The organism is Leptospira kmetyi serovar Malaysia str. Bejo-Iso9, assembly GCF_000243735.2.
GTDB lineage: Bacteria > Spirochaetota > Leptospiria > Leptospirales > Leptospiraceae > Leptospira > Leptospira kmetyi.
Genome location: NZ_AHMP02000003.1, coordinates 668,820 through 687,453, shown reverse-complemented (window position 1 = coordinate 687,453; position 18,634 = coordinate 668,820). Strand labels below are relative to the sequence as shown.

15 protein-coding genes are annotated in these 18,634 nt (G+C 44.2%); 13 read left to right on the top strand and 2 right to left on the bottom strand.

The features are described from left to right. Positions 1–16: 16 nt before the first annotated feature. The 5 genes from LEP1GSC052_RS05585 (at position 17) to lvrB (ending at position 7,716) form a co-directional block, all read left to right on the top strand. The gene (locus tag LEP1GSC052_RS05585; RefSeq protein ID WP_010574830.1) at positions 17–421 is read left to right on the top strand and encodes a DoxX family protein; all 405 of its coding nucleotides are present in this window, start codon (positions 17–19) and stop codon (positions 419–421) included. 33 nt (positions 422–454) lie between these two features. After that, the gene (mgtA, locus tag LEP1GSC052_RS05580; RefSeq protein WP_010574829.1) at positions 455–2,992 is read left to right on the top strand and encodes a magnesium-translocating P-type ATPase; all 2,538 of its coding nucleotides are present in this window, start codon (positions 455–457) and stop codon (positions 2,990–2,992) included. Between the two features lie 3 nt (positions 2,993–2,995). Next, a complete protein-coding gene (locus LEP1GSC052_RS05575) occupies positions 2,996–3,571 on the top strand; it encodes a hypothetical protein (RefSeq protein ID WP_010574828.1) in 576 nt (191 codons plus the stop codon). Positions 3,572–4,055: 484 nt separating this feature from the next. Then, complete coding sequence (gene lvrA, locus LEP1GSC052_RS05570; RefSeq protein ID WP_010574827.1) at positions 4,056–6,575, top strand: hybrid histidine kinase/response regulator LvrA; 2,520 nt, start codon at positions 4,056–4,058, stop codon at positions 6,573–6,575. Continuing rightward, on the top strand, positions 6,568–7,716 hold the full coding sequence (gene lvrB, locus LEP1GSC052_RS05565) for a hybrid histidine kinase/response regulator LvrB (RefSeq protein ID WP_010574826.1): 1,149 nt from the start codon (positions 6,568–6,570) through the stop codon (positions 7,714–7,716). Before lvrA ends, lvrB begins: the two co-directional genes overlap by 8 nt. 61 nt (positions 7,717–7,777) lie before the next feature. Here the strand turns inward: lvrB and fbp are convergent, their stop codons facing one another. After that, complete coding sequence (fbp, locus tag LEP1GSC052_RS05560; RefSeq protein ID WP_020986656.1) at positions 7,778–8,806, bottom strand: class 1 fructose-bisphosphatase; 1,029 nt, start codon at positions 8,804–8,806, stop codon at positions 7,778–7,780. Between the two features lie 170 nt (positions 8,807–8,976). Between fbp and LEP1GSC052_RS05555 the strand changes: the two genes are divergently transcribed. The 6 genes from LEP1GSC052_RS05555 to rpoD all read left to right on the top strand — a co-directional run bounded on the left by LEP1GSC052_RS05555 (position 8,977) and on the right by rpoD (position 14,263). Further along, positions 8,977–9,420 (top strand): hypothetical protein, encoded by a 444-nt coding sequence (locus LEP1GSC052_RS05555; RefSeq protein ID WP_040913309.1) that lies wholly within the window; start codon positions 8,977–8,979, stop codon positions 9,418–9,420. A gap of 120 nt (positions 9,421–9,540) precedes the next feature. Next, complete coding sequence (locus LEP1GSC052_RS05550; RefSeq protein WP_010574823.1) at positions 9,541–9,753, top strand: hypothetical protein; 213 nt, start codon at positions 9,541–9,543, stop codon at positions 9,751–9,753. A 197-nt stretch (positions 9,754–9,950) separates the two neighbouring features. Further along, the gene (gene rpsU, locus LEP1GSC052_RS05545) at positions 9,951–10,160 is read left to right on the top strand and encodes a 30S ribosomal protein S21 (protein WP_000232823.1); all 210 of its coding nucleotides are present in this window, start codon (positions 9,951–9,953) and stop codon (positions 10,158–10,160) included. A gap of 59 nt (positions 10,161–10,219) precedes the next feature. Next, positions 10,220–10,666: a GatB/YqeY domain-containing protein gene (locus LEP1GSC052_RS05540; RefSeq protein WP_010574821.1), complete on the top strand. Its 447-nt coding sequence runs from the start codon at positions 10,220–10,222 to the stop codon at positions 10,664–10,666. Between the two features lie 20 nt (positions 10,667–10,686). Beyond that, entirely contained in the window at positions 10,687–12,486 is a 1,800-nt protein-coding gene (gene dnaG, locus LEP1GSC052_RS05535; RefSeq protein ID WP_020986737.1) for a DNA primase, read from the top strand. 19 nt (positions 12,487–12,505) lie between these two features. Next, entirely contained in the window at positions 12,506–14,263 is a 1,758-nt protein-coding gene (gene rpoD, locus LEP1GSC052_RS05530) for an RNA polymerase sigma factor RpoD (RefSeq protein WP_010574820.1), read from the top strand. Positions 14,264–14,438: 175 nt separating this feature from the next. On the opposite strand, the gene LEP1GSC052_RS05525 is transcribed toward rpoD, so the two are convergent. After that, entirely contained in the window at positions 14,439–16,091 is a 1,653-nt protein-coding gene (locus tag LEP1GSC052_RS05525; RefSeq protein ID WP_040912863.1) for a glycerol-3-phosphate dehydrogenase/oxidase, read from the bottom strand. Positions 16,092–16,123: 32 nt separating this feature from the next. Here LEP1GSC052_RS05525 and tyrS point away from each other — a divergent pair, with 32 nt between their 5' ends. Together tyrS and LEP1GSC052_RS05515 are read left to right on the top strand one after the other, a co-directional pair. Further along, positions 16,124–17,341, top strand: a complete 1,218-nt coding sequence (tyrS, locus tag LEP1GSC052_RS05520) for a tyrosine--tRNA ligase (RefSeq protein ID WP_020985609.1) — start codon at positions 16,124–16,126, stop codon at positions 17,339–17,341. 45 nt (positions 17,342–17,386) lie between these two features. Beyond that, positions 17,387–18,583, top strand: coding sequence for a polysaccharide deacetylase family protein (locus tag LEP1GSC052_RS05515; RefSeq protein ID WP_010574817.1), 1,197 nt, complete (start codon positions 17,387–17,389; stop codon positions 18,581–18,583). The last annotated feature ends 51 nt before the right edge of the window (positions 18,584–18,634 follow it).

Sequence of the window (18,634 nt, the reverse complement as noted above, 5' to 3'; positions counted from 1 at the left end):
TGCAAAGGAGATTTTTATGGAATCACAAACCGTTTCAAAAGGTCAACTCTGGACCGGAAGAATTTTAAGCGGACTCGCGATCGCATTCCTGCTCATGGACGGAGTCGGAAAATTCTTCCTCGATTATATGCCCAAAGAAGCCATGGAGGACGCGGCCAAACTCGCGTATCCCAATAGTGTAATGCCTTGGCTCGGCACCACCCTCATCGTCTGCACTCTGTTATACGCGTTTCCCAAAACTTCCGTTCTCGGCGCGATCTTATTGACCGGATACTTGGGCGGAGCGGTCGCATCCCACGTTCGAATCTTAAATCCCTGGCTCAGTCATATTCTATTTCCCGTATATTTAGGATTCTTTATATGGGGCGGTTTGTATCTGAGAAACCTCGAAGTAAGAGCGCTGGTTCCCTGGAAAAAATAAAACGAATTTAAACCAAAGAGGTTCGACTCCAGAATGAAAGAAAAAAGGAATGGTCAAGAAACCGCACACTTTTGGAGTCTGACTCGGGAAGAATGCCTCGACCGATTGGATTCAAAACCGAACGGAATATCGGAGGTCGAGGCAAAGAATCGTCTTTCCCGTTTTGGGGAGAATCGACTTTCCACCAAAAAACAATCCTCTTCGATCGGTTTGTTTTTTTCCCAGTTTAAAAGCCCGATCATTCTTCTTTTGTTTTTTGCGGCCGGACTTTCCATCGTCGTTCGGGATTCAACCGATGCGATCATCATCTTAGGAATCGTTTTCGTCAGCGGTATCCTCGGCTTTTGGCAGGAAAGAGGGGCGATGAACGCCGTAAGCAAACTCTTAGCCATGGTTCAAATCCGAGTCGGCGTGTTTCGGGATTCTTCCCTAAAGGAAATTCCTTTGGAAGAAGTCGTACCCGGCGACGTTTTGAGATTGAGCGCGGGCGATATCATTCCTGCGGATTGTATTCTTCTCGAATCCAAAGATCTATTCGTCAACGAAGCGACTCTCACGGGTGAAACCTTCGCGGCAGAAAAATTCATCGAGACCGTCAAAGAAGATTCTCCCTTATCCAAAAGAACCAATTCTCTTTGGATGGGAACACACGTAGTCAGCGGAGAAGGAAAGGCACTCGTCGTAAAAACCGGAAAGGAAACCGAGTTCGGAAAAATTTCGGAACGTTTGAAACTGCGTCCGATGGAAACCGAATTCGAGGCCGGAGTTCGTAAGTTCGGATTCTTTCTGCTTCACGTTACTCTTCTTTTGGTCATCGCGATCTTTGTCGTGAACGTGTTTCTTCATAAACCCGTGTTGGAATCCTTTCTTTTCTCCTTGGCCTTGGCGGTCGGTCTAACCCCGCAACTTCTGCCTGCGATCATCAGCATCAATCTTTCCCACGGCGCCAAAAGAATGGCGGAGAAAAAGGTAATTGTTAAGCGACTTGCCGCGATCGAAAATTTCGGAAACATGAACATCATCTGTTCGGATAAAACCGGAACACTAACGGAAGGAATCGTAAAAATTCAATCCTCCCTCGATATTTACGGAAACGAGAACGAGGATGTCGCATTGAACGCGTTTTTAAACGCTTCCTTTGAAACCGGTTTCGTAAACGCGATCGATCAATCGATTCGAACCGATTTGAACTTCGACATCTCCGGCTTTGTCAAAAAGGACGAAATTCCGTACGACTTCTTACGAAAAAGACTGAGCATCCTCGTTGCCCATTCCGGCGGGCATAGAATGATCACAAAAGGAGCCCTCGTCAACGTATTAGAAATTTGTAATTTTGCAAGATCGTCCGACGGTTCTCAAATAGAAATCGAAAAAGTGAAGGACCAGATTCTCCGCAAATATGAGGATTTGGGAAAACAAGGAAATCGAATTTTAGGAATCGCGATCAAGGAAATCGGAACGAACTCCAAAATCGAAAAATCGGAAGAGGAGAATATGGTTTTTCTAGGACTTCTTTCCTTTTTCGATCCTCCGAAGAAGAACGTAGAACTCACAGTATCCAATCTGAAAAACTTAGGCGTATCGCTGAAAGTAATCACGGGAGACAATCGTTTTGTGGCGAGCAGTCTTTGTTCCCGAATCGGATTAGAAAATTCGAATACTCTTTGCGGTCCCGAACTGGAAACGATGAGCAACGAAGCCTTGATTCAAAAAGTGGGAGAGGTGGACGTTTTTGCGGAAGTCGAACCCAACAGCAAAGAAAGAATCATCATCGCATTGAAGAAAGCGGGAAACGTGGTCGGATATATCGGAGACGGAATCAACGACGTATCCGCTCTTCATTCCGCGGACGTCGGAATTTCCGTGGAAAAAGCGGTGGATGTAGCGAAGAACGCCGCCGATCTCGTATTGTTGGAAAAGGATTTGGAAGTTTTAGTCGACGGAGTGAAGGAAGGTAGAACCACGTTCGCAAACACGCTGAAATACGTATTTATGGCGACGAGCGCCAACTTCGGAAATATGTTCAGCATGGCGGGAGTTTCCCTCTTTCTTCCATTCTTACCCTTGTTGCCGAAACAAATTCTACTCACTAATTTTTTGACGGACTTTCCCGAGATGACGATCGCAACCGATCGGGTCGATACGGAAATGATTTCCACCCCGAAACGCTGGGACATAGGAGCGATTCGAAAATTTATGGTCGTGTTCGGAATGGTAAGTTCCTTCTTCGATTATCTGACCTTCGGAGTTTTACAGTGGATCTTACGCGTAGATCACGATCAGTTTAGAACGGGTTGGTTTATAGAATCCGTCGTATCGGCTTCGCTCATCGTTCTTGTGATCCGAACGAGAAACGCTTTTTTTACAAGCAGACCGGGAACTCCTTTGTTCTTAACGACGCTCTCCGTTGTGTTTCTTACGATCACGATTCCTTATACGCCGATCGCAGGTTTGTTCGGATTGGTTCCTCTTCCTCCGGAATTTTTGGCTCTGCTCGTGGGAATCATCGTTTTGTATGTGACCGTTGCCGAGATCACCAAAAGAATCTTCTACAAAAAGGTGGCGATCTGATCCATGTATATCGATCGATACGTCATTCGCAACATACTCAAGATTCTTGTGGAATACGCCGCGGTCATTGTACTCGGTTTGACGATCGTTTATCTGGATGAAAGCGAGTTTACCGCGATCAACATTCATTTTTTGATCGTGGGTTTGGCTGGAATCAAATCGATCTATTTTTTTATCAAAGGGTTTCGAAAGATTTCGGAACTTTCCGGTTTGGATCTTCAATATTACGAATTTCTTGTATTTATCGCGGTGAATATCGGAGTTATCATCGTTTCCTTCGGATTCGATTACTTTTGTTTGTATCGAGTCGATCCGAAATCGTTTTCCGGTATTCCGAACGAGATCACTCCGTTTCTTTTGTCCTTTAAGTTCTTCTACTTCAGTCTGATGATTTTTACGAACATAGGAATCATTAAAATCGTTCCGGAAAGCACAAGCGCCGAAGTTCTCGTGATCTTAGAGGCGATTTTATCCTTTATCACGATCATTTTCGTTCTCTCCGATTTTTTAAGTTTAAAGGAATCCTTAGGCAAACGAAGAAAAATTCTCGCGGAAACCGACGTGCAAGAAATTGACTAAATAACGCAGAATAATTTCCGCATTCTCGTTTTTTCGGACTAATTCTCCGTTTTTCTCTCGATTGCTACTTTAGAATTCTCCAATTTTATAATGTATTCATATACTTTCCAATTGTTGGGCAGTATACTAGCCTAGTATACTGTAAGTTTCTCGAATTTAGTCGCATTCAAGAAACGGAATGAACATTCCGCGACGAAGAATCCGTTTTAACGAAGTGTACGGAGAATATAGAAGGCGCTGGCAATAAATTCTTTCTAAAAAATTCTTCCGAGAAGGGAAAATCCGAAATATTTTGAGAATTACCTTTGAAAAAGCCCGTCTCTTTATCGGTATTTATGTTATACTTTTATAAAACGAGTCTAATTGTAAATTTCAACAAAAAGCATTTGAAAATCCATTTGAACTTTGATAATTGTATGTCCTCGTAATTCGAATTCAAAGCGAATGCTATTTCGATACGATTCCCCAACGGAATTAGAAATTTATGGTAAAAAGCGTCGATTTAGAACTAGGAGAATACAGACTCATCTTCGAGTCATTGTCCGGACTTTATCTAATTCTTTTGCCCGATTTTAGAATCGCCGCAGTAACCGACGCATATCTCCAAGCCACAAAAACCAAAAGAAACGAAATCGTTGGAAAAGGAATTTTCGAAGTTTTTCCCGATAATCCTTCCGATCCGAACGCGGACGGAGTCAGCAATCTCAGAGCTTCCTTGAATATCGTTTTGAAGGATAAGATTCCCAATACGATGGCCGTTCAAAAATACGACGTTAGGCGACCCGAATCGGAGGGCGGAGGCTTCGAGGAAAAATATTGGAGCCCGATGAATTCTCCCTTATTGAACAAGAAAGGAGAGGTTCTTTATATCATCCATAGAGCCGAAGAAGTCACGGAGTTCGTCCGACTCAAAAACATGGGCACGGAACAGAACAAGGTCACCGAAGAACTGCGAACACTCACGGCCACGATGGAAACCGAAATCTATCAAAGGGCACAGGAGATTCAGAAATCCAACAAGGACTTGCTCCGGCTCAACGAAGAACTTACACAAAGGGAAAACGAGATCCAAGAAGTCTACAAAAGACTTTTTGAAATGGATCAACTCAAATCTCAATTCTTTGCCAATGTCAGTCACGAGCTCAGAACTCCTTTGACCTTGATCATAGGACCGACTCGGACCATGTTAAAGGATCAAAGACTTTCCGGGACACAACGTACGTTTTTGGAAACGATCGAAAGAAATTCTTATACTCTTTTAAAACACGTAAACGATCTGCTTGATCTTTCCAAGTTGGAAGCGGGAAAGATGGCTTTGGAATATTCGAACGCGGACCTTGCCAAGCTGATTCAATACATCGCCGCACATTTCGATTCGGTCGCGAAGGAAAGAAACATAGATTTGGTTCTGAACATTCCCGAAAGTTTTCCCGCTCAGATAGACGTTTCCAAAGTGGAAAGAATCGTTTTGAATCTGATCTCGAACGCGTTTAAGTTCGTTCCCGATTCGGGAAAGATTCATTGTTCTTTGAAAATGGAAGGAGCGTTGGCTTCCATCTTTGTCGCCGACAGCGGACCCGGAGTTCCCGAACGTCTGCGGGAACAGATCTTCGAAAAATTCAGACAGGGAGAAGAGGGAGATTCGAGGTCGTTCGGAGGAACCGGTCTCGGACTTGCGATCGCCAAAGAATTCGTAAATCTGCATTTAGGTTCGATCGGAGTTTTTGATTCTCTTTTGGGAGGAGCTTTGTTTAAGGTTCAGATCCCGATTTATGCTCCGTATCAGATCGAAGAAAACAAACAAGCCGCGGAGATGGAGGAACTGACCCCCGCATTGATGAGCGATATTTTCGAACTCAAAAAAAGAAGAATCGAAACCGACGAATCCAACGCGTTCTACAATCGCCCTAAGGTTTTGATCGTCGAAGACAATTCCGAAATGAGAAAGTATATCTTCGATACGTTATCCTCCGAGTTCAATCTTGTGGTCGCTTCGGACGGGAAACAGGGTTTGGAAAAAGCGCTTCGAGAAAAACCGGATATCATCGTTACGGATATCATGATGCCCGTTCTCAGCGGAGATCAGATGGTTCGCGAAATCAGGAAGAATCCCGAACTCGAAGGAACTTATATACTATTCTTAAGCGCCAAATCCGATCAGAATTTCAGGGTCAAACTTTTGCAGGAAGGAGCGCAGGATTATCTCATCAAGCCGTTCACTCCGGAGGAATTGATCGTACGAGTGCGTAACTTTGCGATGTTGAAAAAATCGATCGAAACCTTGGAAACCGCGAACAAGGACATGGAATCGTTTAGTTATTCCGTCTCGCACGATCTTCGCGCTCCGATCCGAGGTATAGAAGGTTTCTTGAATATTATTATTGAAGACTTCGAAAGTTCGATGGATCCCGAAGCCGTTCGATTGCTGAAGATCGTTCAAAAAAACGTGGTTTATATGAACAGTCTGATCCAAGACCTTCTCAACTTTCACAGAGTTTCCAAGATCGAAATCGTCACTCGCGTCGTGGACATGAACAACATGGTTAAAGAAGTGATCGCGGTCGTTCTGCAGAATTATTCTCAAAAGAAATATTCCTTTCAAGTTGCCGATCTCCCGAACGCACTTGCGGACGGGGCCGCGCTGAAACAGGTTTGGATGAATTTGATTTCCAACGCAGCGAAGTATTCTTCGACGAAGGATCAACCGGTAATCAAGATCGGCTGCAAACAAGTGGACGGGTACAATTCCTATTGTGTCGAGGACAACGGAGTCGGCTTCAACAAGGCGTATTCGAATCGATTGTTTAAAGTTTTTCAAAGACTTCATACCCAGGAAGAATTCGAAGGCACGGGAGTCGGTTTGGCGATCGTCGCAAGAATCGTACAACGTCACGGTGGAGAGGTATTCGCGGAAGGCGCTTTGAACGAAGGCTCCAAGTTTTCTTTCACCCTTCCTAAACTTTCCGAAAACTCAAAAAAAGAGAACGGTATAGAGAATGAATAAATGGAAATTTCTTTTCTTAGAAGATTCGTTGGTCGACTTGGAGCTGATCCAAAGACAATTGAATCGAGCTAAGATCGACTATTATCCGATTCATGCGAGCGATTCGGAAAGTTTTTCGCAGGCGATTCTCGAACAAAAACCGCATTTGATCTTATCCGATTTCAGTCTTCCGAAATACGACGGATTCTCAGCCCTCAAGGTCGCGAAAAAAATCTGCCCCGGAACCCCGTTCATCTTCGTTTCGGGAACCTATGGAGAAGACGCGGCGATTCAAACCCTTACGATGGGCGCGACCGACTACGTGTTGAAGGATAGAATCGAAAAACTTCTTCCCGCGGTTCAAAGAGCCTTACACGAATTAGAAGATCATGAATTGCGCATAAAGGCGGAGAAGGAAAGATACGAACTCGAGGAACAGTTGAGACAAAGTCAAAAACTGGAAGCGATGGGAATGATGGCCGGAACCCTCGCGCACGAAATCAACAATCCGTTGCTCGCCATTTCCGAATACGCGGCGATGATCGCAAGGGGAGACGTCGATCCGAATAAGTCGAAACAATTAGCCGTTAAAATTCGGGACGAAAGCGCTCGTATTTCAACGATCATGAAAAATCTTCTTCGTTTTTCCAGAGACGATAAGGGATCGCTTCATCCCGTCGACGTTTCCGAAATTCTAATCAAACTGGAATCGATCACACAACAGATCTTTAAAATGAATCGAATCGAAGTCGGTTGGAAAAATGTGGATCCTGGTTATACGATTCAATGCAGAGAAGGGCAGATCCTTCAGATTTTGGTGAACTTAGTCAACAACTCCGTAGACAGTCTCAATCAAAAGTTTCCCGAATACGACGAGGGAAAAAGAATTCTTCTCGAAGTCGACGTTGTGGAAGATCAACAAAAGAAATTCGCGGAGTTCAACGTTTGTGATTTCGGAACGGGAATTCCCTTCGAAATTCAAAAATCGGTTTTTAAAACGTTCTTCACGACGAAGGCGGCTGATAAAGGAACCGGACTCGGATTGTCCGTGAGTTTGGGAATTGCGAACGAACACGGAGGAAGTTTGAGATTGGAAAGTGAACCGGGGCAATTTACCCGATTCACTTTGAGAATTCCGATCTTCGATCCGAGCGCGCAGTAAAAAAGATTCGTTGCTAGAACGAGATCAAACTTGTACGAACTCGAAGCGTTGCAGACGATCGTTACGGTTTTTTCGGAGCGAACTTTAAAAAGTGTTCCACTTCCTTTTTACTTCCCACAACAAGGGTCGTACGTTCGTGAAGTTCTTTTGGAGTGAGATCCAAAATTCGTTCTCCGTAAACCGTAACCGCCATACCGCCCGCTTGTTCCGCGATAAACGCCATCGGAGCCGCTTCATAAAGAAGTCTTAATTTACCGTTCGGATATTTCGTGGATTTCGTATCGTTCGGATAAAGAAAGATTCCGCCTTTCAAAAGGTTTCGATGAAAGTCCGCAACCAAGGAACCGATATATCGGCCCGATTGAGGTTTGCGGCCGCCTTCGATGGACTTGATGTCCCGGATATAATTCTTCACTTCATCGGACCAATAGTTGTAATTCCCTTCGTTGATGGAATAAATTCCGCCGGTCTCGGGCATTTGCATTTCGGGATGAGAAAGAATGAATTCTCCGCAAGAAGGATCGAGCGTAAAACCGGAAACTCCTTTTCCCGTACAAAGTACGAGCATCGTAGAAGATCCGTATAAAACGTAACCGGCGGCTCTTTGACCGGAACCGGCTTGCAGAAGATCGCCTAACGTTCCCGGAGTTCCTCCCGGACTTTTTCTAAGATGAACGGAAAAGATCGTACCGATGGAAACGTTCGCGTCTATGTTCGAGGAGCCGTCGAGCGGATCGATTGCGATCGTATATTTACCGATTTTATAACCGTTCGGAACGGGAACGGTTTCCTCGTGTTCTTCACTTCCTAAAATACAAAGGTGACCGGATCGGGTCAGTGTGTGATTGAATACCTTGTCCGCATACTCGTCCAGTTTCATCTGGGTTTCGCCTTGGACGTTTACGACTTCGGTGGAACCGAGAATGTTTTCCAAAAGACCGGCCTTACGAACCTCTCTGGAAACGATTTTTGCCGCGTAAACTAAGTGACTCATAAGAGCCGTAAAATCCCCTGTAGCCTGGGGTAACTTGAGTTGTTCCTCGATCAGATACTGGGAAAGACTCAATGTTTGTGTAGGGTGGACCGACATAGATTCCTCTGGGAAAATGATTCCAACAGAGTTTTTCGAGTGCCTCCGAATTCAAGCGAAAAGCTCTCTTGAAAAAAACGATTCTTCCCTTAAAATTGGGCGATTGGAAAGAATCTTACGAATTTTCAAAGGAATCCGATCCGATATTCAAAGAAGAAGGGAGCCTTGAGATGGAATCCGCAATCAAACCGATCACTCATAAATACAAAATTTCGGAGGATCTATTCGAAGAATTTTCGGATCAGATCGTGCGCGATATTCGAAACTCCTTAAGCAATGAAATGGTGATCACGCACTTTCGATTTCAGGATTTGTATTCTTACTTTAAACTTCTCGGAGAACAAAGATCCGGCGAAATCATGCGGGAACTCAAGGCGATCATCCAAGCGCATTTGAGACCTTACGATAAATTGTATGTCTTAAGTCCGAGGTCGATTCTCACCTTATCTCCGGATTGTAAAACGGAAGTCGTTCAAGCGAGATTCGACGAAGTCGTCTTTCAGGTGAATCATCTCATCGTGGACTACGAGATTCAGTTTATGGAACTATCTTCTCCGATCGAAACCATAGAACCGATTTGGAAAGAACTCCTCGTGAATTCGAAAAGTACATGACGCTTGTTAAGCGAAATCGTTTGAAACCGATGTACGTAATTTGAATCTTTTTTAAAAAGTTCTTCAGGGAATGAACGGTTGTACCGTAAATTTTCACGAGGCCACCCCTCGGAGGAAAGAATGGATCAAGCAGAAAAGTTCAAGAAAACCCTGGAAAGATACATCGACTACAGAGGGATCGATATCATTCTTCATTTAAAAAACGGAACCGTGATCGAGTTGGATAAAAACAGAAGGCTCAACGGAGACGTGGTGATTAAGAATGGAAAATTCGGAATCGTAGCACAAATCGAGATTTCCGAAATCCAAAAAGCGGAATTTTTTGCCGCCTAAGGTCAAAATCGTCGGAAAACCGACGTCTTTTTGAGATTTTGTCGGAAAACCCTTGACATAATACCCCCTTTTTCTGGTATCGTAAATCTCGTCTATCTATTTCTTCACGGAAATCGATGGTCATTTTTGCATGCAATTTTGTCTCCGAATGATTCGTTTTCGGAGCGGCTATTAAAACGAAGGAACCTAAGAATAGAATGGTAGGAATCATTGTAAAAGACGGAGAGTCGATCGAATCTGCTCTGAAACGTTTCAAACGCGACTGCGCAAACGCAGGAATTATGAGCGAAATCAAACGCAGAGAATACTTCGAAAAACCGAGTATTAAAAAGAAAAAAGCGATCGAATCCGCAAAAAGAAAAGCAGAAAAGAAAAAACGCCTTTTCTCTAAAAAAGACAAAGCCTAATCTTAGGCTTTGCCAAAATCGGAATCTTCGGATTCCACTCACTTGAATCTTAAAAACCTATGTCCCTGCAGATAAAAATCAATGACGATCTGAAAGAGGCGATGAAAGCGAAGAAAGAACCTCATCTTTCCACGCTTCGTCTTCTCAAATCCGATATTCAATACGAACTGACCAAAACCGGAGCGAAAGAACTCGCGGACGATCAAGTCGTTTCCGTCATCAAGAAAGCTTATGCAAAACGTCTGGATGCGATCGAGATGTATCAAAAGGCCGGAAGAAACGATCTTTTAGCGCAGGAAGAAGGCGAGGCCTCCGTTCTCAAGGAGTATCTCCCACCCGAACTTCCGGAGTCGGAAATCATCGCAACGATCGATCAAATCTTTGCGGAAATGCAACCGACCGCAAAGGATATGGGAAAGGTCATGGGTCGTGTTATGGCCGCGTTCAAAGGAAAAAGCATCGACGGTACTAAGGTTTCGGCAATCGTTAAATCCAGGCTTTCCTGAATCTCATAAGTGGGCTATCTTTGTCTAACAAAAAGGATTTTATTGATCGAGTTCACCGGGAAGTCCCTATCGAATCTTATATATCCCGTTTTGTTCCTCTCAAAAAAAGAGGAAAGAATTTCTTAGGACTTTGTCCGTTTCATCAGGAAAAATCACCTTCCTTCAACGTTTCCGCTGAGAAACAATTTTATTACTGCTTCGGTTGTAAAGCGTCCGGAGATCTCATTCGTTTCGTAATGGATTATGAGAGAGTGGATTTTTCCAGATCCTTGGAAATTCTTTCCGAGTATTCCGGAATTCCTCTCGAAGAAAAGAGCTCTAAAAACGCGGAACTTTCGGATTTTTTATACAAGATCAATCAAAGAGTTTCTGAATATTATCAACATCTGTTACATACGCCGGTCGGGAAGAATGCCTTGGATTATCTGAAGTCCAGGGAAATCGAAGATTCCGAAATTCGGTTGTTCGGGCTCGGATACGCACCGGAAGGTTTTGATACTCTCGCCAAAGAAGTGTTAAAGACCAAGGACGAAATTGCGGGAGCAATTCAGTTAGGTCTTCTTCGGGAAAAGGAAGCGGGAAACAACCGCCCTTACGATTTCTTTCGGGATCGGATCATGTTCCCGGTTTTGGATTTATCGGGAAGAACCATCGCATTTTCGGGAAGAATTTTAGGGCCCGGTAAGGAAGCGAAATACATCAACAGCCAAGCCTCGTTGGTCTTTGATAAGAGCCGTACTTTTTATAATTTTTTCAGAGCCAGAGAAGGGGTTCGTAAGACGGGAGAAGCGATGCTCGTCGAAGGTTATCTGGACGTGATCGGTTTGGTGAGAAGGGGTTACGAAAACGTGATCGCTTCCATGGGAACGGCCATAACGGAGAATCACATTCGAACCTTAAAGAAGTTCGCGGAAAAAGTGACCTTTGTTTTGGACGGGGACATCGCCGGTAAGAAAGGCGCTCTCAGAGCCGCCGAAATCTGTCTAAAAGAAGGAATGGAATGTTCCATCGTACTTCTTCCCGAAGGAAAAGATCCCTTTGATTTGTCCAAATCCCTGACCCGACCGGAATTGAACGAAATCATTTCGAATCAAATCCAAGGCTCCGAGTTTGTCGTAGAGGAATTGCTGGAAAACGCGGATTCTCGCGCGTTGCCCGAGAAAAAAAGAAAGGCGCTTCAGAACTTATATTCTTTTATCCAAAACCTGAATCGGGAAACCGACAAGCAGTTCTTTTTGGGACTGGGGGCGAACAAACTCGGAATCAGCATGGATGCGGTTCTCCGCGATTTTAAAGGTGGAACCGGTGCAAAGAATGGACCCTCGAATGCCGATACTAGATCTAACTTAAAGGAAGTTCAACAGATCGCAGGTCCGGCTTTGGATTGCGAGAGAAAAATCATCTCCATGCTCGTGAAACACACCGGTTTGTTTTCCTATTCCGAGGAAATTTCCTCGATGGAATTCATGGATACCGCGAGTTCCTTTCTTTGGGATTATTTATATACGATTTATACGGGAGAAGGCGAAATCTCTCCGGTACAAATTTTAGCCTCGGATTTGCCCGAGGATTTGAAACAGGCCTTGGCTCCGTATCTTTTGGAAGAGGATTCCGAAAAGACGGAACCGGGCGAACTCCATAAGGTTTTTCGAATTCTTTTGTTACAACAAAAGAAGTTTAGAATCGAGGATAGAATTCGGGAACTCGATCAAAGAAGAGAACGTTTTTTTACGCCCGAGATCTTTACGGAACTGAGTTTCTACCGTAAGGAAAAAGAAAAGATTCTGGAACATATCCGGAATCAGTCGGCTACCACATAATTTAGAGGGAATGGGAATGATGGAAAATCTGCAAAGCATGCCTGAGGTTCAGAAGATTATATCTCTTGGAAAGGCAAACGGAGAAGTCTCATACGACGATATCAATGAGATTCTTCCCGATAAAATTCTGAACTCAGAAAAGATAGACGATTTCTTCACCCTCTTGCACGAGATGGGAATCGAAATCGTGGAAGAATATACCAGAAACACTCTGGAGCCGGCTTCCACTCTCGTTCCTAAGGACGATTCCAAACCTGCGAGAAAGAAAAAAGAATCCTCTTCCTCAGCGAGCGGTTCCGAAGATCCGATCAAACTTTATTTGAGAGAAATCGGAAAGGTAAGTTTGATTTCCGGTGAAACCGAAGTCTTTCTCGCAAAAAGAATCGAAAAGGGCGAAAAGATCATCGAAGAAACGATCTTAAGTTCTTCCATTCTCCGTGCGAACTACATAAAACTTTTACCGAAGATCCGTAGCAAAAAGATCAAAGTGTACGATTTGATCCGAGTGGACAAAATGTATGCGCTCAACGCGGAAGAGGCGCATAAACTCGAGGAATTATTCTTTAAGAATATTCTCGTGATCCAAGAACAGGAAAAGGTTCTTCAGGAAGCGGTTTCCAAAATCAGAAAGTATTCCGAAACCTCCAAAAAGTATAAGGAATTCAAAGAGAAGATAGACGCTTCCACAGAAATCATCCACAACGCGATCCGCGAGCTCGGCGTTTCCCAAAAGGAAATCCAAAAGATCTCCCAAAAGATCAAGTCCATGGTCTTTAGAATCAAGGAGATCGATCGTCATTTCTTAAAGATTAAGGCTCAGTACGGACAGGACGTTCGCGACATCAAAGCGTTCAACCGTTTTATCGAAAAGAACGAAAAGTTAGACGACATCGAAGTGAAGATGGGCGTAAACATCGACGAGGTTCGAGAGGTTATCAAGGACATTCGCAACAACGAAAGAAAACTTCGTCGTATGGAACAGGAAGCGGGTTCCACCGTTCAAGAGATCAAAGACTGGGGCGAAAAGATCATCAAAGGCGAACGAGAAATCTCCCAAGCCAAAAAGGAACTCGTGAAAGCGAACCTTCGTCTTGTGGTTTCCATCGCGAAACGTTATGCGAACCGAGGAATGCACTTCTTCGATTTGATCCAAGAAGGAAACATCGGTCTGATCAAGGCGGTGGACAAGTTCGAATATAAGAAAGGTTATAAATTCTCCACGTACGCGACTTGGTGGATTCGTCAGGCGATTACCCGCGCGATCTCCGATCAGGCGAGAACGATCCGCGTTCCGGTTCACATGATCGAACAGGTCAACAAGGTGATCCGAGAAACTCGATTGTTCGTTCAGGAATTCGGGCGCGATCCGAGCAACGAAGAGATCGCCGAAAGATTGGGCTGGCCGGTTCAAAAAGTGAAGATGGTCAAAAACGTCGCGAGAGAACCGATTTCTCTCGAAATCCCCGTTGGTTCGGAGGAAGATTCGGAACTCGGAGATTTTATTCCGGATACGGAAGTGGAAACTCCGGTGAATGCGGCGGCTTCGAGCATTCTCGCGGAACAGATTCGTCAGGTTCTACATACTCTTCCTGCGCGTGAACAAAAAGTGATCCGTATGCGTTTCGGTTTGGACGATGGTTATCCTCAGACCTTGGAAGAAGTCGGTTATCAATTCAAGGTTACGAGAGAAAGGATTCGTCAGATCGAAGCGAAGGCGCTTCGAAGACTCAGACATCCTTCTCGTTCTAAGAAATTGAAAGATTATATCGACGGTTAAGATTTGTCGGAGTTCCGACAAAGGACTTCGATGAAAATCTTCTTGTGAAGATTAGAATTTTCTGATAGAGAAGATTTTTGCGGAAAATTTCCCACCACCGCACCCCTCCACCCTAAACAAGGGTGGGGCGCGCTTTGTTTTCACGAAAAGTCTTTGTCGGAACGAATAAACGGTTTTAACGATAAGACTTTCTTAAACTCTCGATCAATTCCAAGGCGGAGGATTCTTCCGCCTTTTTCGTTTTATCTTTCCATTTGAGTTGTTTGGAAAGAAGAGCGGAAACCGGCACAACCATCTTTTGAGCCATGTTCAAATCCACGAAAAGAATCCGAAATCTTCTCGCGAGAACATCCGTGACGCCTAACGCGAATTCTTCCCGGGCTGCAAAAAGAACTTCTTCTTCGAAGTAGGGAATTCCCTTTCCTAAAAGTTTCGGTTTTTTGCCGAGAATTTCAAAAACTTCGGTTCCGTAATAATTCTGAAGTCGTTTTGCAAAGATCGTATCGATCTTATAAGTCTTTTCGATTTCCTGATACAAGGATTCCGAATATCCGTCCGCGCCCGGATAGGCATAAAACTTCGTGGAACAAGGTTCTTGTTCGTCCAGGTTTCCGACTTGGATCAGTTTATCCACGAGATCTTCTGCCATCTTTCTATACGTGGACCATTTTCCTCCGCCCATCGTAACCAACCCCGAGTTGGAAACGAGAATGACTTCTTCTCTGGAAATATTTTTCGTATCCTGATTTCCTTCCGGAGAAATCAAAGGACGGATTCCGACGAACACGGAAAGAATATCCTTTTCGGAAACCGGATTCTCCAGATAATCATTTCCCGTATCGAGTAAGAATTGAACCTCGTTTCCGATCGGAAGAGGTTCGTCTCCCGGATTCTCGATCGGAGTATCGGTGGTCCCTAAGATCACATGATCTTCCCAAGGAATGATAAACACGACTCGTCCGTCCTTGGTTTTCGGGATGATCATCGCGGATTCGCAGGGAACTTTTTCTTTGGAGAACACAAGATGAATTCCTTGGCTCGGAGAAAGAACGTTAAACGTTCTTGGATCGTCGAGTTTGCGGATATGATCCACCCAGATTCCGGTGGTGTTCGCGATCACTTTCGCGTAAACCGGAAAGGTCTTTCCCGTTTCCAAGTCCTTGAGATTGGCTCCCTTTACCTTTCCATTCTCCTTAATGAAAGAAACCAATTCGACCCTGTTGGCTACGGTCGCCCCTTCTTTTTGCGCCGACCTTGCGATCAATACGTTCAAACGAGCGTCGTTGAACTGCGCGTCGTAGTAGGTGATTCCGCCGAAAAGGCCGTCTTTTTTGATCGCTTTAAATTCGGAGATTGTTTCCGATCTGGAAACCGTTTTGTGCGACGGAAGTTTCCCTCTCGACGCGAGAATATCATACAAAGTAAGACCGATTCCATAGTAAGGTCTTTCGTAAAAACGATACGCTGGAAGAACGAACTTCAGAGGTTTGACCAAATGAGGAGCGTTTTCCAAAAGCCTTTGTCTTTCTGTCAAAGCCTCGTGAATCAGTTTAAAATGAAATTGAGCCAAATATCGAACTCCACCGTGAATGAGTTTGGTGGAACGGGAAGAGGTGCCCGATGCGAAATCTTTCTTTTCGATGAGCGCCGTTTTATAACCTCTTTTGGCTGCATCCAAAGCGGCTCCGGCTCCGGTGGATCCGCCTCCGATGATCAAAATATCAAAGGACTCTTTTTGAAGTTTAGAAATTTGTTCGGCTCGGTTCTGTTTTTCCATTTTGAGAATTCTTCCTGCTTTACAGGTTTCTTTCCCCCTACAAATTTGCATTAAGTTTCACACCCGATCCGGATTTTTCTTTCATGGACATTCAAAAACAAATCGAAATCATTCGCCGAGGCGCCGTTGATCTGATCAGCGAAGAAGAGTTAAAATCCAAACTTCAAAAAAAGAAAACGCTTAAAATCAAGGCGGGCTTCGACCCGACCGCGCCGGATCTTCATCTCGGTCATTTTGTTCAACTCAAGAAATTAAAACACTTTCAGGATCTGGGTCACGAGGTTTCGTTTTTACTCGGAGATTTTACCGCGATGATCGGAGATCCGACGGGTAAATCCGAAACCAGAAAAAGACTTTCTCGGGAAGAGGTTCTTGAGAATTCCAAAACCTATCAAAGCCAGGTCTTTAAGGTTCTCGATCCGGTGAAAACGAAAATCGTCTACAATTCAAGCTGGTGTTCCGGAATGAATTTCGAAGACGTTCTCGTTCTCAGTTCCAAATACAACGTAGCGAGAATGCTCGAAAGAGACGACTTCAGCAAACGTTATAAGGCCGGACAACCGATCTCTATGATCGAATTCTTATATCCTCTCGTCCAAGGTTACGATTCGGTCGCGATGGAATGCGACGTAGAACTCGGAGGAACTGATCAAAAGTTCAATCTTTTGGTCGGCCGCGATCTTCAAAGAGAATACGGAAAAGAAGCGCAGTGCGTTCTTACGCTCCCATTACTTGTGGGACTTGACGGAACCAAAAAGATGTCCAAATCCCTCGGCAATTACGTGGGAATTACGGAAGCTCCGATCGACATGTTCGGGAAACTCATGTCGATCAGCGACGATCTGATGTGGAATTACTTCGAACTTTTGACCGATCTTCCCTTGCCTGAAATTCAAAACCGCAAAAACGGAATGGCAAAAAAGGAACTTCATCCGAAAGAAGTGAAGACCGAACTTGCAAAGTTGATCATGGATCAATTCTCTCCCGCGTCCGAAAACGAAGCGGCGATCGAAGAATGGAAAAAAATCCACAATCCCAAATCCAGAGCGGTTCCCGATGATATCAAAGAAGTCACCCTCGGGGAAGAATTCTTTGCCGAAACGCCGGAGCCTTTGCTCGTTTGGGTTTTGAGTAAACTTTCTTTTGTTCCATCCGTTTCCGAAGGAAGAAGGCTCATCAAAGCGGGCGGTTTGTATCTTTCCGAAGATAAGATTACGGACGAAAAACTTCCGATTCAAAAAGGAAAAGAATACTTAGTGAGACAGGGAAAAAAGGGAAAATTTTTAAAAATTATTTCCTAAAAATGATTTGAAGGATTCGAAATTCCCAATTTCAATCGAATCTTCATGTTAAGCGAGGAAGAATCATCGGAACTTTCCAAAACGATTTCCGAAATCAAAAAGAGCGGAATCGAGTCCGAGGTAATCGAAAGAAAGTTCAAAACTCTTCGTATACTTTTTTCCATCGGCTTTTTCACTTTCTTAAGCGCCGTTTCCATTCTTACCTTAACACATAGAATTTTCAGACTCGAAGCCACGGTCGAAAAACAAACGGTTCATATCACGAACCTGGAAGAAACCTTAACCTCTCTTCGCTTGGAAGAACAACAACAGGAAGAGGAACTTCTTAAGTTCAAATCGGATTTATATGACGCGGTTCCCGACGGAGATCTGTCCGATCAGGTTTCGGAAAACAAAACGAATTTGGAGATTCTTCCGGGCGCCGACGTCGGTAAAAATATCAACCGAGGCGACGTTCGTTTTAAGGAGATCGCGCTCACTTTCGACCTCGGAACGGGAGAAGATTTAAAGCTGATCTACGAATATCTTTCCCGTTTTCCGATCAAGATCACGTTGTTCGTTTCGAACGAGAACCCGGCTCTCAAAAACGGATCCTTCTTCAGCAATACGAACCTATACTATTTGAAAAAGCTTTCCGAACTCGGAAACCGAGTCGTATTCGGAAATCATACTTGGAGTCATTATAATATTCCGAGAAGTTTATACGAACCCTCTCTTCGCAAAAGGGCGCTCTTAAGTTACGTTTCGGACGAGATCCCCGACACGAATTTTCTTCAACAAGAAATGAGAATGGTGGAGGAGAAATTCGAGTCCGTTACGGGAAAGGAACTTACGAAATACTACCGTCTTCCGTACGGTGGTTTCGATCCTCTCGTGATCCGCACCTTCGGCAAGTTAGGTTATACCCATCATATCTTTTGGAGCAACAACTCGGTGGGGTCCTTGGATATTCCGGATTTCGTATATAAGAAATTCATTTATAAGAAAGATCCTCAGACCGGCAAGACGAGAATCATGCCGAACCCGAATTACAAAACCAGAGCCGAAGCTCTGGACTTTTTATACAGATGGGAAGAGGCGGACAAGAACGGAATGAACGGAGCGATCATTTTGATGCACTTGGGTTCTCCGAGACAATCCGAAAAGCTGATCTACATTCTTCCCGATTTTATCCAGGAAATGCTTTCGAAAGGATATCATTTCGTGACCGTTCCGGAAATCATCAACGATCACCAAGATTGATCAAGATTTCGTCGGAATTCCGAAAATTTTTCCGTAAAACTTATGGGCTTC

Coding starts and splice junctions, on each gene's coding strand:
- LEP1GSC052_RS05555 (WP_040913309.1), top strand. CDS start 8,977: ATGGAATCCGCAATCAAACCGATCACTCATAAATACAAAATTTCGGAG.
- LEP1GSC052_RS05585 (WP_010574830.1), top strand. CDS start 17: ATGGAATCACAAACCGTTTCAAAAGGTCAACTCTGGACCGGAAGAATT.
- LEP1GSC052_RS05525 (WP_040912863.1), bottom strand. CDS start 16,091: ATGCAAATTTGTAGGGGGAAAGAAACCTGTAAAGCAGGAAGAATTCTC.
- LEP1GSC052_RS05540 (WP_010574821.1), top strand. CDS start 10,220: ATGTCCCTGCAGATAAAAATCAATGACGATCTGAAAGAGGCGATGAAA.
- rpsU (WP_000232823.1), top strand. CDS start 9,951: ATGGTAGGAATCATTGTAAAAGACGGAGAGTCGATCGAATCTGCTCTG.
- fbp (WP_020986656.1), bottom strand. CDS start 8,806: ATGTCGGTCCACCCTACACAAACATTGAGTCTTTCCCAGTATCTGATC.
- mgtA (WP_010574829.1), top strand. CDS start 455: ATGAAAGAAAAAAGGAATGGTCAAGAAACCGCACACTTTTGGAGTCTG.
- tyrS (WP_020985609.1), top strand. CDS start 16,124: ATGGACATTCAAAAACAAATCGAAATCATTCGCCGAGGCGCCGTTGAT.
- LEP1GSC052_RS05550 (WP_010574823.1), top strand. CDS start 9,541: ATGGATCAAGCAGAAAAGTTCAAGAAAACCCTGGAAAGATACATCGAC.
- lvrA (WP_010574827.1), top strand. CDS start 4,056: ATGGTAAAAAGCGTCGATTTAGAACTAGGAGAATACAGACTCATCTTC.
- LEP1GSC052_RS05515 (WP_010574817.1), top strand. CDS start 17,387: ATGTTAAGCGAGGAAGAATCATCGGAACTTTCCAAAACGATTTCCGAA.
- rpoD (WP_010574820.1), top strand. CDS start 12,506: ATGGAAAATCTGCAAAGCATGCCTGAGGTTCAGAAGATTATATCTCTT.
- lvrB (WP_010574826.1), top strand. CDS start 6,568: ATGAATAAATGGAAATTTCTTTTCTTAGAAGATTCGTTGGTCGACTTG.
- LEP1GSC052_RS05575 (WP_010574828.1), top strand. CDS start 2,996: ATGTATATCGATCGATACGTCATTCGCAACATACTCAAGATTCTTGTG.